Genomic DNA, 22,374 nt, shown 5'->3' on the forward strand with positions numbered 1-22,374 from the left:
ATGAGCTTATTAGCTTCCCGCTTTGGTTCTGCCCACAGCATTCGTCGTGATCGTCCATTAACGATTGAAGAATTACTCCGTACTGTCCCCAGTGTATTCTCAGAAGAGAAACACGACTCCAGAAGCAGCCGTTACACCTACATCCCGACCATCACGCTGCTGAGCAGCCTTCAACAGGAAGGTTTCTATCCATTCTTTGCTTGCCAGACCCGTGTGCGTGATGTGAGTCGTCGAGAGCACACCAAGCACATGTTGCGTCTTCGACGCTATGACCAAATTACAGGCATACAGGTGCCAGAAATTATTTTGCTCAACAGCCATGATGGCTCAAGTAGCTATCAAATGTTGCCGGGACTCTTTAGAGCCGTTTGTGAGAACGGTTTGGTGTGCGGTGATGTATTGGGGGAAGTGCGGGTTCCTCATAAAGGAGATGTGGTGGGTAAAGTGATTGAAGGCGCTTATGAGGTTCTGGATACCTTTGAGTTAGTGACTGAAAAACGTGAAAGTATGCAGTCATTATTGTTACCGCCGCCTGCCCAGCAAGCCTTTGCACAGGCCGCGTTAACTTACCGCTTTGGTGAAGAGCATCAGCCGGTAACACGGGAGCAAATATTGCAGCCACGCCGATGGGAAGATAAACCTGCCGATTTGTGGACGGTGTATCAGCGTTTGCAGGAAAACCTGATCAAAGGCGGGCTATCCGGTCGTAATGCCAGAGGTAAGCGCACGCATACCCGCGCCGTCAATGGCATCGATGGAGACATCAAGTTAAATAAAGCCTTATGGGTGATGGCAGAGACCCTTTTTACCCAGCTGGCTCCCCGCCAACCCAATTAATTTCAGTCCTTTGACAGGTTGTGTCAGCGCTTTTCACTGGTTGATTTCGACGGATAGCTTTATCTTATCGTTTATCAATACGTTACGCTAGTGATCTTATTATTTGATTACAAAAGAAAATTTTTACCAACGGACATAACCTGTCACCCCCCTAAGTTAAACTCTGCGTATCTTTTATTGTATTATCTCTTGAGATCAGGAAAGCATCACTATGCTTCAGGCACACCGAAAATATGACCGGATGGCAGTCAGGCTGTCGTCATTGATTTCCCGGTTGATGGCTGGCGAAAGTCTGGCGTTATCTGCATTGGCTGAGGAATTTGAGGTTTCTTACCGTACCCTGCGAAGGGACCTTCGGGAACGGCTGGCCTATCTGGATATTGAGTATCAGAACGGTGTTTATCGGCTGCATCCTGATACGTTGAAAGCCTACCGCGATAAGGATGTGCTGACCTTTGTCCGGCAGACCGGAATGACCCGTATCTTTCCGGGACTGGACAGCCGCCTGCTTGGATTGCTGTTATCACAGCGGCAAAATGCCCCCTGTATTATCTGGCACCATGCCCACCGGACATCTGCTGAACACTCCGATAATTTCTATCAGCTTATCTATGCCATCACCTGCCACCAGCAAGTGGTCGTGTTAACTCCAGAGCAACGCTTCAGCCCGCTGCTGCCGTATCAGTTTATTTACCGTGAAGGTCAATGGTATCTGATAGCAGAGTGCCATCAACAGATACAGGTCATTTTACTTGATGAGATCCATCAGGTTCAGTTGCTGTCCGCCACCTTTAAGCCCCGCGACGAGATTTTCCATCTCTCCCATCAAAACAGTTTTATTGCTGCATTACCGCATTTTCGGCTGTTACGACAGTTAGCTGTGCCATTAAGTCAATCCCCACAAAGGAGCCACCTATGATCATCAATTTCATTTGCCTGCCCGCTCACAGCGTCCATCAATTCTGTCCTCATTGTGGCGCTTCCGAAGACATCATTCCATGGGGAAAAGGCTGGATGTGTCGTGACTGCGGCTATGAGTGGGATGCCCCACATTCCAAACGCTAAATTTCAACATCGCTAAACAGGATAAGCATGAACACCATCAACAACACACGGCAGGGTATTGAGCGTATTTTCTTTATTATCAGTATGTTATTAATTTTTAGTATTACGATACTGCTGTTCAAGTACTTTAACATCTTAGGATACTCACGAGTGGCGCTACCGATGACGCTGATATATCTGTTGCTATATACACTGGCCGTTATCATTCCGATGTCATTAGCTCAGTTATTGCTGTGGATTATTTACGGCTTTAAAGGCATTCCTTTCCAATTAACAGTTAACCCAAAACCGCTCGCCTTTCTTATCTCACTGCTTTCAGGGCTGAGTGCCGCCAGCCTGGTACTGAATAACCTGCTGTGGATGTTTTATGACAACGATGCCTCTGTAGGCGCTTTGCTGGTCTTCGTGTCTGTCGTTATTGGGATTGCACTGGGTATTGGGATGTATAAAAAAATTATTCCGGTATTAACGCAGAAGCTTAATAAAACGCATTGATAAGAAATCACTAAAGCAAAAAATATGTGCCTCACCAGGGCAATACAGCCTGTCATTGCAGGCTGACTTCACGCCAGTCACTGGCGTTATCAATAATGGCTTATGGAGTATTTAAATGAAGAAAGTAATTATTGCCACCCTATTGCTACCATGGCTGGGTTTGGCTCATCAGGCTGTTGCCGCTAATCCAGAAGCAGGAGCGATATGGGAGATCAATGGCGACAGCGGTAAAACGTTATCGCAAGTCTGCGGCGGACAAAATAATACCTGCCGGATTGTCGGGCAAACTAAGCACTATGCTGCGGTATTGAATAACAAATCCACATCCGGTTGTGCTTTCGGGGATTTTTATATCGTGGCGATCACAGATCAGGTATGGCAGCAAAAGGACACCGGAACATGCAGCCCGAATGCCTATACCCAGAAAGGGACGATTAACAATGGTCAGTATTCTTCAGTTGATATAGTCGTCGGTGGTAACATCGTTATGCATTTCCCGATAGGGTATTGGTCAGCGCAAAAAGAGTATTCAGGTAAAAATAAACCTAGGTGGAAGCCTAAGACTTATGGGCAAGGAACGTATCAGTTAGATCCCAGCATTACAGGGCCTAAGTATGATCCCTCCGCTTTTGAGCGTAAGTGGTAATTTAACCTATTATACTGTTCAACAATTAAATCAAATACCTTGCTGATAACAGGCAAGGTATCCATCTTCTTCTTTTTTTATTAAGGAATGTGATGATATGCAAAAGCTAGCTGCATTATTTGTACTTTTATTTTTATCGGCAGGGGCACACGCTATACCAAATGTTTGGTCTTCTTCCTTTGCCCAAGGTTTTACTGAATACGGCATAACGAACAATAATGGTTATAGCATTATCATTGCTTGCAATTCGTTTGTTGAGCCAGATGACTATGCAGAGGCTATCGACCATGGTTTTCATGTTTATAAAAATGATAAGCCTATTGAAGGCAATATTGAGTTTCTGATCGATGGTTCGTCTTTCTTCGTTCCAGATGGCACTAAGTACCGATTTGCAGCAAATGCTTGGAATAACTTGATGACTGAGTTAGGGAAAGCGACAAAATTTCAAATCTACATTGATGGGAAATCAGGTGGGGAATTTACCCCGAATGAAAGGAATATGGCAAAAGAAATACCAGACGGGTTTTGTGGAGCGATGTTTTAGAGGAAGTGGATAGGCGAATACGAACGTTTTAAAAAAACAGCCAAAAATTTTAAAAAATACTAACAGGACTTCAATACTACTAACACTACAGCTAAAATATTTTAATAAATAAGTATTCTTTTTTATTGTGGTAAAGTGACAGCGTCATTTAATGACGCTGTCACTTTACTTATTACGAAAATAAATGAACCAAACTAATCGGATTAATACTGATAATCAACTGCTTATCCTCCACCACGCGTAGAGCTGAAAAATCAGGGTGTTGATTATTACCAAATTTCTGCGCTTGCATAGTTACCTGAGAAGAAATTGCAGTATGGCATGCTAAAGCAGTCTGAAATGCCTGTTTTTTATTGCAATTAGCAGCCTTTTCAAGAAAAGCAGAAGTATAAAGTCCACCGTTCTTTGTATCTGAGGAATATTCACCTTCTGAACAAGCATATAATGTTACTTGTTGAGTAGGGGATTTTTTAACTCTCTCCTCATACTTAGCTCTAGCTTCGTCTAAACTAAGATATTCGTCAGAGTAGCTTTCAAGTCCCGCCACACAACTTTCACTTAATTTGACAAGTTCGTAATCAGCAACTGGAGAACGGCAGCAATCGATAATATTTATCTGACGCTCAGAAAGATTGCTAATATCGCTATCAGTAATATATTCATTATAAGAATTCAGAAATAACAAATTTCTACCTCTATTATTACCACCATGACCAGCAAAGAATACTATGGTAAAATCATAGCAACCTCGGACTCCAGATAACTTACTTATAAGATTAGATTTAAGTGGAGATCTAAGTATTTCAATTTCATCGTCAAACCAGCCGCCTCCAGAGATAGAAGTAAGGAATGTTCTGATGTTTGTTACATCAACATCAACGCCAGGAAGACCATCTGCATTAGCAATTATCAGAGCTTTTCTTTTCATTATATTGTATTATCCAATCATTTTATTAATCATATCGACAGCTTTTTGATCATAGCCGTCAATATTTTCATTATCATGGTTAGGAGGTTGTTTCCATACTTTTTTATGGAGTCTTAACCAGTCTTTGATATCGGTATGAGCTAATATTTTTTTCTCATTATAATTAAAATGAGCACAAAGGCGGGAAGTATAATTAAATACAAGGGTCGTATAAATCCCATATTGGATATATTTTGTAGCTTGCTCTCCATCACCTAATGCTTTACTTCGTTCCCATGAGTCACAAAATACAGCGTGCTCAAGGTGAGGGTATTTTACTGATATTTTAAGAATATCATCCAGTTGTTTGTCAAGATAACTTAGGTATTCATCACTTCTTTTCTTTCTGAAAAAGAGCCAAGTCACAATAGAAGATACCAATATGCTCACTAAGGGCGAGAGATACTTAAACCAGTCAATTCCAACACTTGCTTCAGATATTGCTATAGACGGGTCAGGCATAAATTACACTCCAGATTAAAATCAACATTAATTCATAACGTTACATCAACCTCATCTCTAGAGCAAAGACTTCTTTCAGAAGCCTTATTAGATAAGAAAATATAAGAATTTTATTCTATTTATTTTACTGCCAAGACATAATCTGCGGAAGAAAAGTAGCAATTTTTTTGCTAAATGATAAAATACCAAGCAATAGTGAGGAAGTGCCCCATTTACCCCGATGGCTAAAAATCAATCAAAATATTTTTAGGCACCTTATTAGGCACTTTTGAAAAGTTGAACTGAACATTAGCACTATAAAATCATTTAGTTAAGCGACGAATTCAGACTCCGTCAGCGTTACGCGAAAGCGTAGCCCCTTTGTCTTTTCTGATGTCCACTTATCGTCCACTGCATATTATTTGGTCACTTTATCCTTTAGCCTGCTGTGTTGGTTCTGAGCAGGGCTGTTTCAGATAAGGGGAAGTGGACAATGGCGGATGGCCTCCGGAATGATTACAATGGTTTCATTTCTTCCTGAACTGGGCTCCTCATGACACCAAACAACCGAAAATTACCTGTTTTTAAATACCATCCCGAACCACTTGGAACCGGTGCTTTTTCAGCAGATAAGGCAGTCAAGTGTGATTGCTGTCAGCAACCTACTGATATTTATTATGAAAGCCCGTTTTATTCTGTCGCTGATATTGATGCTTTGTGTCCGTGGTGCATTGCGGATGGTTCTGCCAGCCTGAAATTTGAGGGTGAATTCCAGGATAGCGCCAGCGTGGAAGGAATTGACTGTGAATATGATGACGATGGTGAATTTTCACATACCATCAACCCGTATCCGGATGAAATGCTGGATGAATTGGTTAAGCGTACACCCGGTTACCGCGGATGGCAGCAGGAAGTGTGGTTGGCACACTGTAATGAACCCTGCGAATTTATCGGGTATGTTTGCTGGGATGATATAAAAGACCGGCTGGATGAATTTGTTTCTCTGGAAGATGATATTCAGGAATATGGTTTTTCTGTTGAGGAGCTATCCGGCCTGTTACATAAGGATAGCGATGCTCAGGGATATTTATTCCGCTGTTTGCATTGTAAAAAATTACGCCTGCATTTTGATTTTAGTTAAAGGCTGCAGAGCGGAGCAATTCAGCTCCGCTTCCAATTAAAAAACGCCGTGAATGAAGTGACTCCCGATAGCCGGATAACCGGTTATCGGGGGGGGTTGTGTCAAAATACAGATGTACTTTAAAAATTATCATCGCTAAGCGATTTTTGTCAGGAGAATCGTCCCCGGCACTTTCAGCAGAATATTCAATACCAGCCAGCACCTCAGTTGCGTTATACAGAAGCCCGGTTTCAGGTGCTAAAGTTTAGTGTACTTCTTTGCAGAACCAAAACAGGCTTCAACAGGGTATTTTTTATCGTTAGCGTCGAGTTTTTTATAAGCAGCTTCGAGGATGTTGATATTTAACTTATCTGAAAGTTGCAGGAGGTATAACAAAACATCAGCTACTTCTTGTTCGGTCTCTGTTAACTGTTCAGAGTTGAGATTCTTACTCTCTTCCTCAGTCAGCCACTGGAATATTTCGAGTAATTCGCTGGCTTCAACAGATAAAGCTATTGAAAGATTCTTTGGTGAATGGAATTGATCCCAGTTTCTGGCTCCTGCAAAGTCAGCCAGTCTCTTTTGCAGGTCTTCAAGACTTTTGATTTTCATAAATTGCCTTCAGATCATCAAGTGTCAGCCACGGGCGTTTTCTGTGAAGCATCCGATGGCAATTCGGACAGACAATTGCCAGATCACAAAGATCTGTTTCTTCGTTTTTGTCCCGAAGAGCCAGGGGGCTTTTGTGATGACATTCAGCAAAACCGTGGCCGAGTATTCCGTATGTTTCTTCAAAATCCATTGAGCAGATTTCACACTCAAGTTTACCTGTTTCCTTAAGTACCTGTTCTTTCTTCTGCTTAATGATTTTGGGATCTCTTTCCCGGGACTGGTGTAACCTCATGATGGGCTTACCTTCATAACCGGAGACGACAGCAGGTGACGTTTCATCAGCTTGCTCATCCACATCACGGTTAATGTCTGCCAATAGTGTTATCGTGTCAGCCTGAGTAACCGAACCCTGTGTACAGGCAGAATAACGTACAGCTTCAACGAATGCTTCATTGAAAAACTCTGTACCAAAGTAGATATCTTCACCATAATCCTGAATAATTTTGAAGTCGAAGCGATGCGGATAAATCTCTTCATCAGGCCAAACTTTCGTAAAAGCAGTATAATAGGCTCTTGTTACCTGACCAATTATAATTTTTTTCACCAATCCGCGGAAATTTTGCAGCTGTTCTTTACCCACACGGGAGAAGCCTGAAGGGGCGGCTCCCTCTGCTTTTAGCCAGGAAATAGAGTAGACAAAGGCAACCAGATCATCTTTTTTTATATTCTGAACAGTACCTTTCTTTGCCTCCTTTACTCCCCAAACACCTTGATTCATACCAATCGGAAAATTAATTTTCGAATGAGGCTTATCTGATATATATACTGTCCACATCACGTTATAACCTTACGATACCATAATTTTTATTTATCTTATCGCTATCTGGCTTTAGAAGATACACCAAAAATGGTATCTGACAGGTACTTAGTAAAACAGCTATCACTGAACAGTCATTTATTGCCGGAGAAAAAATACTATAATACGTGTACATATAATGAAATTTGGATTCAAACGAAAGGGGAATATGGTTTTAAGGTAAAGTAAATAGTGTAATTCATTGGTATAAGCCGTCAATATTCAGAGGTGTTTTTTTTACGGCGTATTGCTTTTTTCTTTATCAAATCGCTCTCACCTTTTCGCCCATTAAATACATAATGTACTTCACAACAGACTCTGTACTGAGAGAAAAACTTTGTAAGCAGAAAATGTAACTCACATGCCCATGAAAGACGTTCAACTTCCGGATCAAAAAAATGGTAAGCAAATTTAGTATCTTCCCTGAGATGAAAAATATTATTTCTGAATATACGAAGTGGATCCGAGTTTTCTTTCATCAACTTTCCGATGCTATCCGAAATTGGTAATAAGTCTTTAAAGTTGGCAGGGCGATCTTTATCAAGTAAGACTCGTATATTTAATTTTCGAAATCCCTCGCAGACCACACCTAAAAAACCTAACCATGCAGAAAGATAAATTCTTGTATCAGATTTTTCACGCAGGCTCAGATGGCCATTTTTTTTCATTTTCTGATTGAGCTTATTGTAATTTTTAAACATGAGTTCAGCTGTTTCGAAGTAATGAACCTGAAGTGTGAGTATGAGATCGTGATTACGGCATGGAAGCATATCCCCCGGCTCTCTGCAGTCTATGTCTGTAGCGTAGGTATATGGAACGTTAGCAATATAGCAAAGATCATGATCCGGGCAAATCAGTTCTCCGTCACTTAACGCTTTGTTCAGATGCTCAGCAATATCATCATAATTTCTGAAACCGTAAGCTGCTATATTTTTTCCCGCAAAGCAGGTTAACCACCAGGAATTAAAACCGCCTGCTTCTCCCCGCTCCCCAAAATCAAAATCTATATACCCTGAATTTAGTTTCACGAGGCATCCGGTGCCATGTTTATAATATTTAATGCCACCATCTAACTCACCAGAATCGGGTATACTATATTGAATCCATTCACAGCGGCTTGACGGCATTTTAATGCCGGACCGATACATGAGCTTTAAAGCAGCCCGGACATTATTTTGAAACTCAACAATCAAGCGATAAAGATTTTTATTCATGTCACAAGCTCACATTATCCTGTTTGACAAATGATATAATCACAAAATCCCCGGAACTAAAATCGCCCGCCTTCCGTCTGAAAATGGTTCGCTGATGATTCCCGACTCTTCCATTTCCTCAACAATTTTGGCTGCGCGATTGTAACCAATGCGGAATTCCCGCTGAATGGCAGATATCGAAACCTGTTGTTTTTTTGCGACAAACTGAACAGCCAGGTCAAACAGAGGATCCAAATCACAGGTGTCCTGTACAACTGTTTTTCCGGTATTAATATAACTGACATTCCCCCATTTCTTGCAGTAATCAACGGCATTATGTATATCGCTGTTGCTGATATACGCTCCCTGAATGCGCTTAGGCTCTGCGGAGTCAGCGGTGATAAGCAACATATCACCATTTCCGGATAATATTTCAGCGCCATGTTGCCCGATAATAAAATGAGAGTCCGCTTTGGAAGTCACCGTCATTGCAATGCGGGCAGGGATATAAAATTTAAGTTGCTGGTTTATTTTTGTCGGCAGCGGACTGCGTGTTGTGAGCAATAAATGAATACCGGTCATTGCTCCCTGTTGCAGCAGAGGCAATATTAAATCTTCAATATTGCTGTGATCATTAATCAACTGAACGGCATTTTCGATACAAATCACAATGGCGGGTTTATGGCCCAAACAGGGATGTTCAGTCGTATAGTCTTCCGGCCGCGCAAATGGATCCGGAATGGGTCTTCCGAATGATTCTGCCAGTGCGACTTTTTCATTATAACGCCGGAGGTCAGGGGCATTTATTGCAGAGAAGTGTTTGCGTCGTATTTCTGCTTCTGTGGTCAGAAAATGCAGAGCTTCGGTTATTTTAGTGCTGTCAGACAGAACAGGAAAAAGTAAATGCGGCGTATCACGGTAAAGGCTGAGTTCAGGGTGGTGAGCATCACACAGCACCAGCCGGACATTCGCAGGAGATGTCCGGTACAGCAGACTCAGTATCAGGGAATGCATCAGCATGGATTTGCCTGAACCGGTTGTTCCGGCGATCAACAGGTGCGGTAATTGTGTTAAATCCAGACTGACAGGCTCTCCGGTTATATTTTCTCCCGTCATCACCGAAAGTTGAGGCAGCGATATATTTTTTGTCCACTTATTGAAACAGTGGCTGAAGGAGATGATTTTCCGGAACTCATTTTTTACAAGCAATCCTATATAAGGTGTTCCGGGAATAAAATCAATCAACCGGATTTCGGTTACATTCAGAGAGCGGCATAATTCAGGAATGAGGGCGGAAATTTGTGAACTGCGTATCCCGGGGGAAGGTGCAAGCCGAAAGAGTGTAAACATCGATCCTTCTGAATAATTCACCACTGCCGATTTAAGACGATATTTTAATAAGCAGGATGCGATTAGCGCTGCGGTATTTTCTGCAACAGCCGGTGATTGTGTCACTGTTTATCCTTAATCAGAGAGAATATTAACTTACAGTGATGGTTCCATTCTTTTTGGGGAAAGGCAAGACACTATATCTGAGAGAATAATTAAGGTGAAAAGTGGTACTACAGGGGATGGGTATATCGTTATATTTCAGAATTTGACGGTAAAACGATATGCAGAGATATAAAAAAACGGGGAACTTTCCCCGTTTTTTTTATTGTTGCGCTTTATTATCAGATATAGCTGTCAGACATAAAACTTCATGGATTTTCTGCCGAGGCAGAAACTGATAAACAATCCGAGAGCGCAGAGGAACAGAATATAGTAAGCGATAAACATCGGGTTAACGTGTTCGGCGATAACCGGTACGGTAAATGTGGTCAGCCCGGCGAATAGGGCGTTACCGATGTTATAAGAGAACCCGATGCCGCTTAAGCGGATATTGGCCGGGAACAGCTTGATAATAATAATCGGTACACAGGCAACCAGACCCAGGAACAGGGCGGCCAGGGAATATAAGAAGCCGATAGTGGTGTGGTCACCACTGCTCAGGGAATTAAAGAAGGCGTAGCTGGTGGCGGCGAGCAGGATGCTGTATATCACCACGGTTTTGCGGATACCGAGTTTGTCGGACACAATCCCTGCAATAATACTGCCGACCATATTCATCACGGTAGCGAGGATGGCGATTTTACTGACAAATTCCGGGTCGATTTTAAAGATATCGGATTTCATCAGGTTCGGCGCCAGAACGACCAGAACCACACCGGTGGTCAGCAGCCACGTGGCAAGAATGGAGATCATGGTTGCGGGTTTATAGCTTTTCAGCACCTCTTTGATTGGCATATCAATCAGTTCTTTACGCTTTTTCATTTCCAGAAATACCGGCGTTTCGCGCAGGTAGCGGCGTAAATACACGGCAATCAGACCTAAAACACCACCGCAGATAAACGGATAACGCCATGCAAAACTTAAGATCTGATCATGGCTGAAGTTGGTGTAAATCAGGTAGGCCGCGAAGTGGCCGATCACCACGCCGAATGTCAGACCGCTGGCAATCATACTGTTTGCCAGGCCGAGACGATTTTGCGGGACATGCTCGGTGACAAAGACATGAGCGCTGGGAACTTCCCCGCCTAATGCGATCCCCTGTAACAGACGCATAATCAGCAGTAATACCGGTGCGGCATAGCCAATTTGCTCATAGGTCGGCAGCAGGCCGATCAGCAGAGTCGGGATAGCCATCAGAAACAGGGAGAGCATAAACATTTTCTTGCGGCCGATCAGGTCGCCGAAGTGAGCCATTACCACGCCGCTGAGCGGGCGGACAAAATAAGCGACCGCGTAGGTCAGATAGGTCATGATGCTCGAAAGCAGCGGTGAGTCACTCGGAAAGAAAAGTGTCTGCAAAAAGGGAGCGAAGGTGAGAAATACGATAAAGTCGTAAAATTCCAGCGCACCACCCAAAGACGCAAGAGTCAGCGTTTTTCCGTCCTGTAGCTTTAAGCGATTAGACATGCCATTAACCTTACTTATTAAACATGCGTGAAAATGAAATAATCGTGAATACTAGCACGATACTATCGGTCAGTGAGATATTTCTGAAAAGTTAATTATACTAATGATTTATATCCATTTTTTTAATGTGGCTATCATAAATAGCACGCTGTTTCCCGCTAATTTACGGAAATATAAGCAAAGTAATGCTTGAGTATCATTATAATTATCAGGGCCGGATACGGATAATTGCGGAGAGTGATAAATCATGGTTATGAATAATTATTCGTTATAAATTCAATGAATGGATTATGTGCCGCAGGGGACGATACAACAGTAAACCGGGATAGCTGAAATAAACAAAACCCGCAGATCCACGATGTGTCCCGGCGGGTTTTTTGTTACTTACCACACGTTGTTTCAGCGTGACTGCTGACAATCAGTCAGTGACAGTCTCGCTGGCGATTTCACTTGCTGTTTCGTCACCGCCGTCCGGTTTGTAATTGGTGTTCGTGATTTGGCTCAGTGTGCCGGCGGAGTCAAAGACCAGCGTCAGTGTTTCCTGTTTAACCGGCTCATGGCCAGGTTCACGGCGGAAGACATAGTACCAGGTCTGTGTTCCGAACGGGTCACGCAACATCGGGGTACCGAGTGTGTAGGCGACTTGCTGTTGGGTCATCCCTTTCTGGATCTTCGCCACGTCTGCCGGTGTCAGGTAGTTACCCTGGTTGATATCCGGGCGGTAAACAACACGCTCCAGGGTGGAACATCCGGCAGTTAACAGCAACAAAGATGTCGTTGCGGCAATCAGCAATTTACAACGCATGGTGATTTCATTCCTTTAGGATTCTTTGTGACGATGATAATCGACAATAATCAAATTGAAAACCTTTACATTTTTCTATGACCGCAGGATCGCATAAAAGTTAGATGAAATCAGCTTGTTTGTCATGCTGCCAGCAATTCTTTTGCGCTGGCGAGGGTATTTTTGGTGACTGAAGTACCGGCAAGTAACCGGGCCAGTTCCTGTACCCGCGCTTTTTTATCCAGCAGTTGCATGGCGGTTTCGGTTTCCGTGCCGTTGGTGTGTTTGCTGACAAAATAGTGCTGATGTCCGCAGCCCGCAACCTGTGGCAGGTGAGTCACACACATAACCTGAGTGGATTCACCCAGTTCACGCAGCAGTTTTCCTACGATGGCGGCAGTCGGGCCGCTGATCCCCACGTCTACTTCATCGAAAATCAGCGCCGGTGTATCGGTTTTTTTCGCGGTGATCACCTGAATTGCCAGTGCAATACGGGATAATTCCCCGCCGGAGGCCACTTTCGCCAGTGCCTGATGAGGCTGTCCCGGGTTGGTGGTGACATTAAATTCAACTTTGCTGGCACCGTCCATACTCAGCTGTTCCGGGGTAAAAATGACATCTGCGGTAAAACGGCCGTGCGGCATAGATAAATGGTGCATGCTCTGTGTGATAAGTTCACTCAGTTCTGCGGCATAGTGTTCCCTGACCATGTGCAGTTGCTGTGCGATCGTCAGTGCCTGCTGATAATATTGTTCCGCTTCGCGGCTCAGTTCTTCACTGTGCTGTTCACTTTCCTGCTGCATTTGCTGCTCTTCCTGCAACTGAGCATACAGGACATATAACTCTTCCGGTGTGGTGTGATGTTTGCGGCTGAGACTGATGTAACGGGAGATGCGTTGTTCCAGTTCATAGAGCCGGTTCGGATCCAGATCCACACGGTTACTGTAGTGACGCAGTTCATTACTGGCTTCGTCGACCTGAATAGCGGCGTCTTCCAGCATGGTCAGTAACGGAGACAGGCTTTCATCCAGTGAAATCAGTTCGCTGAGTTCATGGCGGGCATGATTGAGCATACTGATGATGTTGTTCTCATCATTTTCACTGAGAATGTTTAATGTACTCTGGCTCAGGCTCAGAAACTGACCTGAGTTTGCAAGGCGCTTATATTCAGTATCAATTTCCGGATACTCTCCTTCACGGGGTTCAAATTCACCGAGTTCTTTCAGATGGTATTCAACCAGCTGCTGACGGGCTTCCCGTTCCAGCGCCTGTTGCTGACAGAGCGCCAGTGCCTGACAGGCGTTATGCCACTGCTGCCAGGCTTTTTTCATTTCACCGAGCAGTAAGCCCTGATTGGCATAGGTATCCAGCAGAATTTTCTGGTGGCTGCTGTCCAGCAGATGCTGATGGGCATGCTGCCCGTGGATCTGGATCAGCCGTGTACCGAGTTCACGCAGTTGCGACAGCGGTACGGCAGTACCGTTGATAAAACCCCGTGAGCGGCCGTCGCTGTTGATGGTGCGGCGTAACAGGCACTCCTGATTATCGTCCAGCTGATGCTCTTCCAGCCAGAGGCGGGCAGCCGGAGTATCTTTCAGGGAGAAGCGGGCGCAGATATCAGCGCGGTTGGCGCCGGGGCGCACCATATTGGCATCGGCACGGTTACCGAGACATAAGCCCAGTGCATCAATCGCAATGGATTTACCGGCACCGGTTTCGCCGGTAATAGCAGACATACCGGCGCGGAAGTCGATTTCTAACTCGCGGACAATGGCAAACTGACTGATGGTGAGCTGGGTTAACATGCCGCCTCTCCTGTGGATATACACATACCTGTTTTTACATACAGTATAATCAGGATTTGCATCCGGTAAAGAGGCGGAATGAAAAAAATCAGAACATTTTTTTAGACCAGCCGAGTTTTGTGCTTAACGTATTGAAATAGTTATAGTCAACCGGGTGTATGAGATCGAGCGTTTTACTGCTGCGTTTGATCCTGACCACATCCCCTTCCTGTATCGGCAAGGCTATCTGACTGTCACAGCTGACCTCATAATCAATATTGGTCTGCGGGAATTTCAGGGTAATGGTACTGTGGCTGCTGATCACCAGCGGCCGTGAGGAGAGGGTGTGCGGGAACATCGGCACAAGGGCGATAGCATCCAGATTCGGCGTCAGAATCGGTCCGCCTGCGGAAAGTGAGTAGGCGGTGGAGCCGGTCGGTGTAGTGATGATCAGGCCGTCGGAACGCTGGGAGAATGCAAAGCGCTCATCAATATAGACTTCAAAATCTATCATATGGGCGACTTTTCCCGGGTGCAGTACCACTTCGTTGAGCGCGGTGCTGCGGCGCAGTTTGCCGTTGGGGCTGAGCACTCCGGCATCCAGCAGAAACCGTTTTTCGACGTGATATTCCCCGGTGAGCACGCGATCAAGCTGCTGAAGCGCATTGTCCGGTGCGAGATCAGTCAGGAAACCGAGATTACCCCGGTTCACGCCTATCACATCCGCACCATAGCGGGAGAGGACACGGGCGGCCCCCAGCATATTGCCGTCGCCGCCGATTACAATGACCAGGTCGGCCTGCTGCCCGATATCCGGCAGAGTGCCGGTGACCGCATCGGTCAGCCGCATTTCAGCGGCAACATCACTTTCCACAATTACGCGCAGGCCTTTCTTCAGCAGCCAGTGATAAAGTTGTTCGTGTGTTGCCAGCGCTTCAGGATGGCGCGGATGGCCGACAATTCCGATACAGCGGAACGATTTATTTTTTACGGTATTGTCCGTCAGCATGTGCGTTTTAGCCTCACTTAATCGCCAATCCCTTGAATCTCTGAGTTTGATCCCCATAATAAACAAGAATCAGGATTATTGCGAAATACGCGGAGATTTTATGAGTAGTCACGAACAAAAAACGCACGAAGAGCCTGTTGCAGATGCAGCGGAGACCCTGAACACAGCGGCGGAACAGCCGGAAGCGGAGCAGGCGGATGCCGCCGCAGCGGCGCAGATCCGTATCGCGGAGCTGGAGCATGAACTGGAAGAGTCCCGTAAAACGGAACGTGAAGCCATGCTGCGCGCCAAAGCGGAGATTGAGAACAACCGCCGCCGTATGGAACAGGATGTTGAAAAAGCCCATAAGTTTGCATTAGAACGTTTTTCTAATGAATTATTACCTGTGATTGATAACCTGGAGCGCGCGCTGAGTGCGGTGAATCCGGAAGATGAAGCACAGAAAAATATGCTGGAAGGGCTGGAACTGACACTGAAATCCTTCCTGGATGCGGTGAAAAAATTTGGTATTGAAGTGGTTGAAGAGACGAAAGTGCCATTCAATCCGGATGTGCACCAGGCCATCAGTATGGTGGATGCTGCTGATCATGAATCCAATCATGTGGTGACTGTGATGCAGAAAGGCTACACCTTAAACGGCCGTCTGTTACGTCCGGCAATGGTGATGGTCTCCAAATAAGGATTTTTATCCTGTTTTGTCAGTAATCACATGCCGCCGCAAGGGCGGCATTTTTGTACCTGTATTTTGTTCCGTATTATGCGCCGGGCTGAAGTTCTGCCGGGATCACCGGCTGCCAGTCGACAGGAGACTGGCCGCGCTCTGTCAGTATCGCATTGGTTTTTGAAAAGTGGCGGCAGCCCAGGAATCCGCGGTGTGCAGACAGCGGGGACGGATGCGGTGCTTTCAGTATCACATGCTTTTGCTGATCAATGTACTGACCTTTCCGCTGGGCATGTGCGCCCCAGAGCAGGAAAATGACACCGTCGCAGTGGGTATTCACGGCGGCAATCACATTATCGGTAAAAGTTTCCCAGCCAAGTTTGGCGTGGGAATGCGCCTGGCCGCGCTCAACAGTCAACACGGTATTCAGCAGTAATACCCCCTGTTGCGCCCAGCTGACGAGACAGCCGTGATCCGGCCGCGTAAATCCGGGTATGTCTGCTTCCAGTTCCTTATACATATTGACGAGCGACGGCGGCGGCTGAATGCCCGGCAGAACAGAAAAAGAGAGGCCGTGTGCCTGATTTGGTCCGTGGTACGGGTCCTGTCCCAGAATCACCACCCGCACATCAGACAGCTCAGTATAGCGGAATGCATTGAAGACATCTTTCTGTGGTGGGTAAATGGTCTTACCAATTTCTCGTTCGTGGGCAACAGCACGAAGAGTTTCAATAAAATAGGGCTGGGTTTTTTCATGGCCGATGACATCATGCCAGGTCAGAGATGCAGACATCGTGTCGTTATCCTTCATTTATTACAAGAGTTGCCGTCAGCTTACCTGACTTATCCGCTGTTAGGAAACAGGAAGGAATTTTTTTGCGGGCCGGGTTCTGATAACGGCGGCAGCAGGGAGAAAATGACTGATTTTTTACAAAAAAACCTGAAAACAGCAAAAATGAAATTTTGATTTAAAACAGCCTTTTATCATGATGGCTAAAAATTGATATGATTTTTATTGATATATATCAAAGAATCGGCCCTGTATTCTTGGTATATAAGATACAGAGACATTGGTTAGACCAATATTCCAAGTTAAATGGCAATCAATAAATTGATAACGAATCACCCGGAGGTCATCATGGTTACTGGTATTCAAATTACTAAATCCGACAACGCTGCACTGGTTAACTCTTTCTGGCTGCTGGATGACAGCAAAGACGAAGTACGCTGCATCTGTGCAAAAGAACAATATGCAGACGGTGATGTTGTTTCCCGTTCCGCATTAGGTCCTTTCGAGTACCGTGAAGTGAATTTACAGGTTCAGCCTACCGTCCGTGTTGAAGGTGGTCAGCACCTGAACGTGAACGTTCTGCGTCGTGAAACTCTGGAAGATGCTGTTAACCATCCGGAAAAATATCCGCAGTTAACTATCCGTGTTTCCGGTTATGCAGTGCGTTTCAACTCACTGACTCCTGAACAGCAGCGCGACGTTATTGCCCGTACTTTTACTGCCAGCCTGTAATCGTTCCGGCAACAGTCCTTGTTCCGAAAACCACGCTCCGGCGTGGTTTTTTTATGTCTGACGGATAAGAATCCCGGTAACTTACTGATAAAAAATGATATTGTTGCTGGTCAGAGAATAGCGTTAAGTGAAGCCTTCAGTGTCCACGGAGGCGTACTTATGTTGATCGAACACTATTTTTCGCAGTTACTGGCTTTCTCATCCACGCCGCATTGTCAGGCGCTTTTGCAGCGGCAGCAGGTCACCGCAGCGGATTTATTGCTGTCTGCATCCGCCGGACACCGGCAGGATGGTTTCCCCGATGATATAACACTGGCGCGGCTGTGCTCTGACAGTTACCGGCCCGGTCAGCGTGATATCGGTGAAGTCTGCCGTTCTGATACTCAGACACTGGCCTCTCTCTCGCTGACGGAAGATCAGTTAAGCAGCCCGTCCGGTCTGCAAAGTATGATTTATCATTACCGCAATACCGGTATTCTGGCGTTTGCGGGCAGTAATGATATGCCAGATATGATGACCAACATCCGCCAGGGCCGCGGATTACCGGCAAGACAGTATCAGGAGGCGGTATCACTGGCAGCACATCTCTTGTCGCAGTCGGTGTGTCCGTGGTTATTTGTCGGGCACTCTCTCGGGGGCGGGCTGGCCTCATTTTGTGCGGTGGTGCTTCAGCAGCCGGCGGTTATCTTTAATGCGGCGGGACTGGCGGAGAATACGCTGGCGGAAGAGGGGGTGTCTTTGCTGACCGCGCGGGAGCGCGGGGATGAACTTATCCGCCATTATGTGCTGGAGCATGACTGGCTCACTCATATTCAGGACGGGCTTGATCTTCCGCAGGCGCTCGGGCAGCGGATAGCGCTGGATTATTATCCGCCGCAGCATGCACATTCCGCATTGCAGAAGCTGGTTCTCGGTGTGAAAGCACACACCCTGTCGCAGGTGGTTACTGCGATGGAACAGATGGATGAGACCCGGGAGTAAGCATAAAAAAACGGACTGTGACAGTCCGTTTTCTTTTATCAGAGAGAAGGAGTTCCGTTTATTCCTGTGGTTCGCCGGCCGCAGGAGTCTGTTCCGCGTGTTCTGCGCCTGGCTTGCGTCGTTTTCCGATATTTTTACTGACGCGGTGGCGGATTTTGGTTTTTTTCTTCTTCTCAGTCTCAGCGGCTTTTTGCTCTTTGCGCTTGGCGAGTACTTTTTTCGACGGCTTGTGCGTCGCTTTCTCCGATGGCGCACGGGTTTTCGGCCGTAACTCATCGATTACCCGCATTTTGATCGGTTCTTCAATATAGCGGATAATTTTGCCGAGCAGCGGCTGGTCATGGGATTCGACAAGTGAAATGGCCACCCCTTTGCGTCCGGCACGGGCGGTACGTCCGATACGGTGCAGGTAGACATCCGCAGTGCGCGGCAGATCAAAGTTAAAGACATGGCTGATATCTTCGATGTCGATCCCGCGGGAGGCCACATCGGTTGCGATAAGCACAGTGGCACGGCCGTCGGTCATACGGCTGATGGCTTCATTGCGTTTCGCCTGTACCATTTCGCCTTCGAGATAGCAGGAAACGATATCCTGTGTGCGCAGCCAGTCAGACAGTTCGCGCACGCGCTCACGTTTACGGACAAATACCACGGTTTTGGTGACATCAGGCTGTTTCAGCAGATGCGCCAGCAGCGCTTTTTTGTGCTCCAGGTCATCGGCACGCAGATAGAATTGCTGGATTTTCTTCCGTTCACGGCGTGACGGATCGGCTTCGATCTCAACCGGTTCGTTCAGGATACGTTTGGCGAAATCGCGGATAGCCTGTCCTTCGAGGGTGGCGGAGAACAGCATGGTTTGCGTCCGCCAGCGGGTTTCACCAGCGATGGTTTCGATATCGTTGGCAAAGCCCATGTCCAGCATGCGGTCAGCTTCGTCGAGGATCAGGATCTCAACCGCACGGCAGTCAAAATTTTCTTCTTTTATATATTGCAGCAGACGCCCTGTGGTGGCGACAACGATGTCCTGGTTCTCACTGAACACTTCGGCGTGGTTCATATAGGCCACACCGCCGGTGATAGTGGCAACATCGTGATGGGTGAACTGACAGAATTCTCTGGCCTGATCAGCCACCTGCATGGCCAGTTCGCGGGTCGGGGTCAGGATAAGCACGCGCGGCGGCCCGGATTTTTTACGCGGGAAGTCGGACAGGTGCTGAATGGCCGGCAGCAGATAAGCGGCAGTTTTGCCGGTGCCGGTCGGGGCTGAACCCAGAATATCACGATTATCCAGCGCGGCCGGAATAGTGGCTTCCTGGATGACGGTCGGGCGCTCATAGCCCTTGGCATCCAGTGCACGGAGCAGTTCATCGTTCAGTTCGAGTTCAGAAAAAGTAGTTGCAGTCATTATATACCTCTGTTTGGACCGCTGATTATAAACGGCTTGGACAGGATCTTCATCAAAAATAGTTGCCGGTGTGCGGGACTTTCTTCTGCGGGCAGAAGTCCGTATCCTGTCGCCGGGATTTATTTATTTTAACAGACAAACAGTTCAGTGATGATGACAGACGAAAAACAGCCGGCGCGCCGCCGTGGTTTTGCCTGCAAACAATTTTTTGTGGCCCACGACCGCTGCGCCATGAAAGTCGGAACCGACGGGGTGCTGCTCGGCGGCTGGGCACCGTGCGAAAACGCCCGCCATATTCTGGATATCGGTACCGGCAGCGGGCTGGTGGCGCTGATGCTGGCACAGCGTTCGCAGCCGGATACGCGGATTGATGCGGTGGATATTGATGCTGACGCCGCAGCTCAGGCCGCAGAGAACTTTCTGGCATCACCGTGGGAAGCGCGGATGCGCGTGTTTCATCAGGATATCGGTGAGTTTATCCGTACCGCCCCGGAGGTGCGTTATGATCTTATTGTCAGCAATCCGCCGTATTTCGCCCCGGCGGTTGCCTGCCGTGACAGTGCCCGGGAAACCGCCCGCTATACCACGTCACTGGATCACCCTCAGTTGCTGCAACATGCGGCGCAGCTTATCACGCCGGATGGTTTGCTTTGTGTGGTGCTGCCGTACACCACCGGGCAGGATTTTATCGTTGCCGCCGGTGAGCAGAACTGGTTTCTGCATACACAGATTGCGGTATCAGATAAGCCGGATACCCCTTTTCACCGGATATTAATCGCGTTATCCCGCCGTCCGTGCAGTGCGCAGCACAGAGCAATGAGTATTAAAACGGAAGAGGGAAATTACAGTGCTGATTTTAAATCATTTATTACCGGTTTTTATCTGAAATACTGAATCGTGCCATGGTCATGGTTATGGTTATGACGGTGTTTTTTCAGTCAAAAGCAGATTTTACAGGATTTTTACACTGTCCTGAGGCAATTTTACGTGATTATCAGAGGGATTGCCGGTAAAAACGTGGTAATCTGTAACGTTAATCGCCGGAAAAATGGTCTGCGGGTAATTACGCAGGAATTATCCGCAAAATGTGTAATAAGGATCACAAAAAGGATCCTTTTTTGTAATTTTTTTAAAAGAAAAATGAACTTCGCTATTTTAGCTGACTCAAAGTATCGCTTGCTCATCATGAAGTGAAGCGAAACAGGAAAGAGAATGGTGAAGCTGAGCTTCGGGAGATAACACTGCGAATGAGCGAGCAGTTAACGGATCAAATGCTGGTTGATCGGGTACAGAAAGGGGATCAGAAAGCCTTTAATATGCTGGTGGTTCGTTATCAGCACAAAGTGGCGAGTCTGGTATCCCGCTATGTTCCGCAGAGTGATGTTCCGGATGTGGCGCAGGAATCCTTTATCAAGGCTTACCGCGCAGTCGGGTCGTTTCGCGGTGACAGTGCATTTTATACCTGGCTGTACCGTATTGCGGTCAATACAGCGAAGAATTACCTGGTTGCTCAGGGGCGCCGTCCGCCATCCAGTGATGTGGATGCCGGGGATGCTGAGAATTTTGAATCCTCAGGGGCGTTAAAAGAAATTTCGAACCCTGAGAACTTAATGTTGTCTGAAGAATTAAGAGCGGTGGTTTTCCGCACGATCGATTCCTTACCCGAGGATTTGAAAACGGCGATTACATTGCGTGAGCTCGATGGTCTGAGCTATGAAGAAATAGCTGAGATTATGGACTGCCCGGTCGGCACGGTTCGTTCCCGTATCTTCCGCGCACGTGAAGCCATCGATAATAAAGTTCAGCCACTGATACAAAATCAGTGAGCACTTAAATCACACTGAAGGGAACGTAGGCATGCAAAAAGAGACACTTTCCGCACTGATGGACGGAGAAACTCTTGACAGTGAACTGGTTACCGCACTGACACAGGATGCAGATCTGCAGGCAGAGTGGGCCGGTTATCATCTTATCCGTGATACGATGCGCGGCGACCTGCCGGACGTCATGCATTTTGATATTGCGTCACGGGTAGCTGAAGCACTGGCGCAGGAGCCGGTTTATATCGCACCTCAGGCGGTCCCTGAGTCCCAGCCTGAACCGAAAACATGGCGTGATTACGGATTTGTGGCAAAACTGCGACCGTGGGCAAGTCAGCTGACGCAGGTCGGTATGGCAGCCTGTGTATCACTGGCCGTGATTGTCGGTGTTCAGCACTATAATACGGACGGCACAGAGAGTGTTGTAAACGGTGATGCTTCCGCATTTAATACCGTACCTTTTATGGGCAGTGCATCTCCTGTCAGTCTGGATCTGAAAAATGGTGCCGGTCTTGCCCCGCAGACCCGCTTTGATCAGGAACGCGGTGCGCGCCTGAATGCGATTTTCCAGCAGTATGAACTGGATCGCCGTGTACACACGGATGGTCAGCCTGAAGTTAAACAGACAGCCACCCCGGAACAGGGTCGCGTGTCTTCACAACCACAGCAGTAGT

The 22,374-nt window shown here is 46.6% G+C and carries 24 protein-coding genes; 12 read left to right on the forward strand and 12 right to left on the reverse strand.

The genetic code is table 11. The features are described 5' to 3' along the window. The 5 genes from AAZR23_RS02040 to AAZR23_RS02060 all read left to right on the forward strand — a co-directional run bounded on the left by AAZR23_RS02040 (position 1) and on the right by AAZR23_RS02060 (position 3,587). Positions 1–837, forward strand: coding sequence for a DUF932 domain-containing protein (locus tag AAZR23_RS02040; RefSeq protein ID WP_434690220.1), 837 nt, complete (start codon positions 1–3; stop codon positions 835–837). Positions 838–1,048: 211 nt separating this feature from the next. Continuing rightward, complete coding sequence (locus tag AAZR23_RS02045; RefSeq protein WP_434690223.1) at positions 1,049–1,756, forward strand: WYL domain-containing protein; 708 nt, start codon at positions 1,049–1,051, stop codon at positions 1,754–1,756. Between the two features lie 173 nt (positions 1,757–1,929). Next, positions 1,930–2,397 carry a hypothetical protein gene (locus AAZR23_RS02050; RefSeq protein ID WP_434690225.1) on the forward strand — a complete coding sequence of 156 codons (468 nt, stop codon included), beginning with the start codon at positions 1,930–1,932 and terminating at the stop codon, positions 2,395–2,397. A gap of 115 nt (positions 2,398–2,512) precedes the next feature. Further along, the gene (locus AAZR23_RS02055; protein WP_434690227.1) at positions 2,513–3,043 is read left to right on the forward strand and encodes a hypothetical protein; all 531 of its coding nucleotides are present in this window, start codon (positions 2,513–2,515) and stop codon (positions 3,041–3,043) included. A gap of 97 nt (positions 3,044–3,140) precedes the next feature. Continuing rightward, a complete protein-coding gene (locus AAZR23_RS02060; RefSeq protein ID WP_434690230.1) occupies positions 3,141–3,587 on the forward strand; it encodes a hypothetical protein in 447 nt (148 codons plus the stop codon). A gap of 172 nt (positions 3,588–3,759) precedes the next feature. On the opposite strand, the gene AAZR23_RS02065 is transcribed toward AAZR23_RS02060, so the two are convergent. Both AAZR23_RS02065 and AAZR23_RS02070 read right to left on the reverse strand, forming a co-directional pair. After that, positions 3,760–4,515 (reverse strand): caspase family protein, encoded by a 756-nt coding sequence (locus AAZR23_RS02065; RefSeq protein WP_434690233.1) that lies wholly within the window; start codon positions 4,513–4,515, stop codon positions 3,760–3,762. A gap of 9 nt (positions 4,516–4,524) precedes the next feature. After that, complete coding sequence (locus AAZR23_RS02070; RefSeq protein WP_434690236.1) at positions 4,525–5,016, reverse strand: hypothetical protein; 492 nt, start codon at positions 5,014–5,016, stop codon at positions 4,525–4,527. A gap of 532 nt (positions 5,017–5,548) precedes the next feature. Here AAZR23_RS02070 and cbrC point away from each other — a divergent pair. Beyond that, positions 5,549–6,136 (forward strand): PF03691 family colicin E2 tolerance protein CbrC, encoded by a 588-nt coding sequence (gene cbrC, locus AAZR23_RS02075; protein ID WP_434690239.1) that lies wholly within the window; start codon positions 5,549–5,551, stop codon positions 6,134–6,136. Between the two features lie 237 nt (positions 6,137–6,373). On the opposite strand, the gene AAZR23_RS02080 is transcribed toward cbrC, so the two are convergent. The 8 genes from AAZR23_RS02080 to nadK all read right to left on the reverse strand — a co-directional run bounded on the left by AAZR23_RS02080 (position 6,374) and on the right by nadK (position 15,311). Next, positions 6,374–6,727: a nucleotide pyrophosphohydrolase gene (locus tag AAZR23_RS02080; protein ID WP_072870711.1), complete on the reverse strand. Its 354-nt coding sequence runs from the start codon at positions 6,725–6,727 to the stop codon at positions 6,374–6,376. Next, positions 6,708–7,562, reverse strand: a complete 855-nt coding sequence (locus AAZR23_RS02085; RefSeq protein ID WP_434692362.1) for an HNH endonuclease — start codon at positions 7,560–7,562, stop codon at positions 6,708–6,710. Before AAZR23_RS02085 ends, AAZR23_RS02080 begins: the two co-directional genes overlap by 20 nt. Positions 7,563–7,798: 236 nt before the next feature. Then, on the reverse strand, positions 7,799–8,797 hold the full coding sequence (locus AAZR23_RS02090) for a DUF6896 domain-containing protein (RefSeq protein WP_434690241.1): 999 nt from the start codon (positions 8,795–8,797) through the stop codon (positions 7,799–7,801). Positions 8,798–8,836: 39 nt separating this feature from the next. Continuing rightward, complete coding sequence (locus AAZR23_RS02095; protein ID WP_434690243.1) at positions 8,837–10,231, reverse strand: DNA translocase FtsK; 1,395 nt, start codon at positions 10,229–10,231, stop codon at positions 8,837–8,839. Between the two features lie 231 nt (positions 10,232–10,462). Continuing rightward, a complete protein-coding gene (locus AAZR23_RS02100; protein WP_166707401.1) occupies positions 10,463–11,734 on the reverse strand; it encodes an MFS transporter in 1,272 nt (423 codons plus the stop codon). Between the two features lie 418 nt (positions 11,735–12,152). After that, positions 12,153–12,539: an outer membrane protein assembly factor BamE gene (gene bamE, locus AAZR23_RS02105; protein WP_004241898.1), complete on the reverse strand. Its 387-nt coding sequence runs from the start codon at positions 12,537–12,539 to the stop codon at positions 12,153–12,155. 122 nt (positions 12,540–12,661) lie between these two features. Beyond that, complete coding sequence (recN, locus tag AAZR23_RS02110) at positions 12,662–14,323, reverse strand: DNA repair protein RecN (protein ID WP_166707402.1); 1,662 nt, start codon at positions 14,321–14,323, stop codon at positions 12,662–12,664. 88 nt (positions 14,324–14,411) lie between these two features. Beyond that, positions 14,412–15,311, reverse strand: a complete 900-nt coding sequence (gene nadK, locus AAZR23_RS02115) for an NAD(+) kinase (protein WP_046892578.1) — start codon at positions 15,309–15,311, stop codon at positions 14,412–14,414. 100 nt (positions 15,312–15,411) lie between these two features. Between nadK and grpE the strand changes: the two genes are divergently transcribed. After that, the gene (gene grpE / locus AAZR23_RS02120) at positions 15,412–15,990 is read left to right on the forward strand and encodes a nucleotide exchange factor GrpE (protein WP_107678325.1); all 579 of its coding nucleotides are present in this window, start codon (positions 15,412–15,414) and stop codon (positions 15,988–15,990) included. A 76-nt stretch (positions 15,991–16,066) separates the two neighbouring features. On the opposite strand, the gene ung is transcribed toward grpE, so the two are convergent. Beyond that, positions 16,067–16,765, reverse strand: a complete 699-nt coding sequence (gene ung, locus AAZR23_RS02125) for a uracil-DNA glycosylase (RefSeq protein ID WP_166707403.1) — start codon at positions 16,763–16,765, stop codon at positions 16,067–16,069. Positions 16,766–17,110: 345 nt separating this feature from the next. Here ung and grcA point away from each other — a divergent pair, with 345 nt between their 5' ends. Both grcA and AAZR23_RS02135 read left to right on the forward strand, forming a co-directional pair. After that, positions 17,111–17,494, forward strand: coding sequence for an autonomous glycyl radical cofactor GrcA (gene grcA / locus AAZR23_RS02130; protein ID WP_046892575.1), 384 nt, complete (start codon positions 17,111–17,113; stop codon positions 17,492–17,494). A gap of 159 nt (positions 17,495–17,653) precedes the next feature. Further along, positions 17,654–18,475: a hypothetical protein gene (locus AAZR23_RS02135; protein ID WP_434690251.1), complete on the forward strand. Its 822-nt coding sequence runs from the start codon at positions 17,654–17,656 to the stop codon at positions 18,473–18,475. Between the two features lie 58 nt (positions 18,476–18,533). Here the strand turns inward: AAZR23_RS02135 and srmB are convergent, their stop codons facing one another. Continuing rightward, positions 18,534–19,880: an ATP-dependent RNA helicase SrmB gene (gene srmB / locus AAZR23_RS02140; protein ID WP_046892574.1), complete on the reverse strand. Its 1,347-nt coding sequence runs from the start codon at positions 19,878–19,880 to the stop codon at positions 18,534–18,536. Positions 19,881–20,030: 150 nt separating this feature from the next. On the opposite strand from srmB, the gene AAZR23_RS02145 reads away from it, so the two are divergent. The 3 genes from AAZR23_RS02145 to rseA all read left to right on the forward strand — a co-directional run bounded on the left by AAZR23_RS02145 (position 20,031) and on the right by rseA (position 22,373). Beyond that, a complete protein-coding gene (locus tag AAZR23_RS02145) occupies positions 20,031–20,774 on the forward strand; it encodes a tRNA1(Val) (adenine(37)-N6)-methyltransferase (RefSeq protein WP_434690254.1) in 744 nt (247 codons plus the stop codon). A gap of 353 nt (positions 20,775–21,127) precedes the next feature. Continuing rightward, a complete protein-coding gene (gene rpoE / locus AAZR23_RS02150; protein ID WP_004236997.1) occupies positions 21,128–21,706 on the forward strand; it encodes an RNA polymerase sigma factor RpoE in 579 nt (192 codons plus the stop codon). 31 nt (positions 21,707–21,737) lie between these two features. Next, entirely contained in the window at positions 21,738–22,373 is a 636-nt protein-coding gene (gene rseA, locus AAZR23_RS02155; protein WP_052927269.1) for an anti-sigma-E factor RseA, read from the forward strand. The last annotated feature ends 1 nt before the right edge of the window (position 22,374 follow it).

It is taken from the genome of Morganella sp. Je.2.23 (genome assembly GCF_051129855.1).
GTDB lineage: Bacteria > Pseudomonadota > Gammaproteobacteria > Enterobacterales > Enterobacteriaceae > Morganella > Morganella sibonii.

Excerpts from the sequence above, each read along its gene's own strand:
- AAZR23_RS02040 (WP_434690220.1), top strand. The coding sequence starts at position 1 with ATGAGCTTATTAGCTTCCCGCTTTGGTTCTGCCCACAGCATTCGTCGT.
- AAZR23_RS02045 (WP_434690223.1), top strand. The coding sequence starts at position 1,049 with ATGCTTCAGGCACACCGAAAATATGACCGGATGGCAGTCAGGCTGTCG.
- AAZR23_RS02050 (WP_434690225.1), top strand. The coding sequence starts at position 1,930 with ATGAACACCATCAACAACACACGGCAGGGTATTGAGCGTATTTTCTTT.
- AAZR23_RS02055 (WP_434690227.1), top strand. The coding sequence starts at position 2,513 with ATGAAGAAAGTAATTATTGCCACCCTATTGCTACCATGGCTGGGTTTG.
- AAZR23_RS02060 (WP_434690230.1), top strand. The coding sequence starts at position 3,141 with ATGCAAAAGCTAGCTGCATTATTTGTACTTTTATTTTTATCGGCAGGG.
- AAZR23_RS02065 (WP_434690233.1), bottom strand. The coding sequence starts at position 4,515 with ATGAAAAGAAAAGCTCTGATAATTGCTAATGCAGATGGTCTTCCTGGC.
- AAZR23_RS02070 (WP_434690236.1), bottom strand. The coding sequence starts at position 5,016 with ATGCCTGACCCGTCTATAGCAATATCTGAAGCAAGTGTTGGAATTGAC.
- cbrC (WP_434690239.1), top strand. The coding sequence starts at position 5,549 with ATGACACCAAACAACCGAAAATTACCTGTTTTTAAATACCATCCCGAA.
- AAZR23_RS02080 (WP_072870711.1), bottom strand. The coding sequence starts at position 6,727 with ATGAAAATCAAAAGTCTTGAAGACCTGCAAAAGAGACTGGCTGACTTT.
- AAZR23_RS02085 (WP_434692362.1), bottom strand. The coding sequence starts at position 7,562 with ATGTGGACAGTATATATATCAGATAAGCCTCATTCGAAAATTAATTTT.
- AAZR23_RS02090 (WP_434690241.1), bottom strand. The coding sequence starts at position 8,797 with ATGAATAAAAATCTTTATCGCTTGATTGTTGAGTTTCAAAATAATGTC.
- AAZR23_RS02100 (WP_166707401.1), bottom strand. The coding sequence starts at position 11,734 with ATGTCTAATCGCTTAAAGCTACAGGACGGAAAAACGCTGACTCTTGCG.
- bamE (WP_004241898.1), bottom strand. The coding sequence starts at position 12,539 with ATGCGTTGTAAATTGCTGATTGCCGCAACGACATCTTTGTTGCTGTTA.
- recN (WP_166707402.1), bottom strand. The coding sequence starts at position 14,323 with ATGTTAACCCAGCTCACCATCAGTCAGTTTGCCATTGTCCGCGAGTTA.
- nadK (WP_046892578.1), bottom strand. The coding sequence starts at position 15,311 with ATGCTGACGGACAATACCGTAAAAAATAAATCGTTCCGCTGTATCGGA.
- grpE (WP_107678325.1), top strand. The coding sequence starts at position 15,412 with ATGAGTAGTCACGAACAAAAAACGCACGAAGAGCCTGTTGCAGATGCA.
- ung (WP_166707403.1), bottom strand. The coding sequence starts at position 16,765 with ATGTCTGCATCTCTGACCTGGCATGATGTCATCGGCCATGAAAAAACC.
- grcA (WP_046892575.1), top strand. The coding sequence starts at position 17,111 with ATGGTTACTGGTATTCAAATTACTAAATCCGACAACGCTGCACTGGTT.
- AAZR23_RS02135 (WP_434690251.1), top strand. The coding sequence starts at position 17,654 with ATGTTGATCGAACACTATTTTTCGCAGTTACTGGCTTTCTCATCCACG.
- srmB (WP_046892574.1), bottom strand. The coding sequence starts at position 19,880 with ATGACTGCAACTACTTTTTCTGAACTCGAACTGAACGATGAACTGCTC.
- AAZR23_RS02145 (WP_434690254.1), top strand. The coding sequence starts at position 20,031 with ATGATGACAGACGAAAAACAGCCGGCGCGCCGCCGTGGTTTTGCCTGC.
- rpoE (WP_004236997.1), top strand. The coding sequence starts at position 21,128 with ATGAGCGAGCAGTTAACGGATCAAATGCTGGTTGATCGGGTACAGAAA.
- rseA (WP_052927269.1), top strand. The coding sequence starts at position 21,738 with ATGCAAAAAGAGACACTTTCCGCACTGATGGACGGAGAAACTCTTGAC.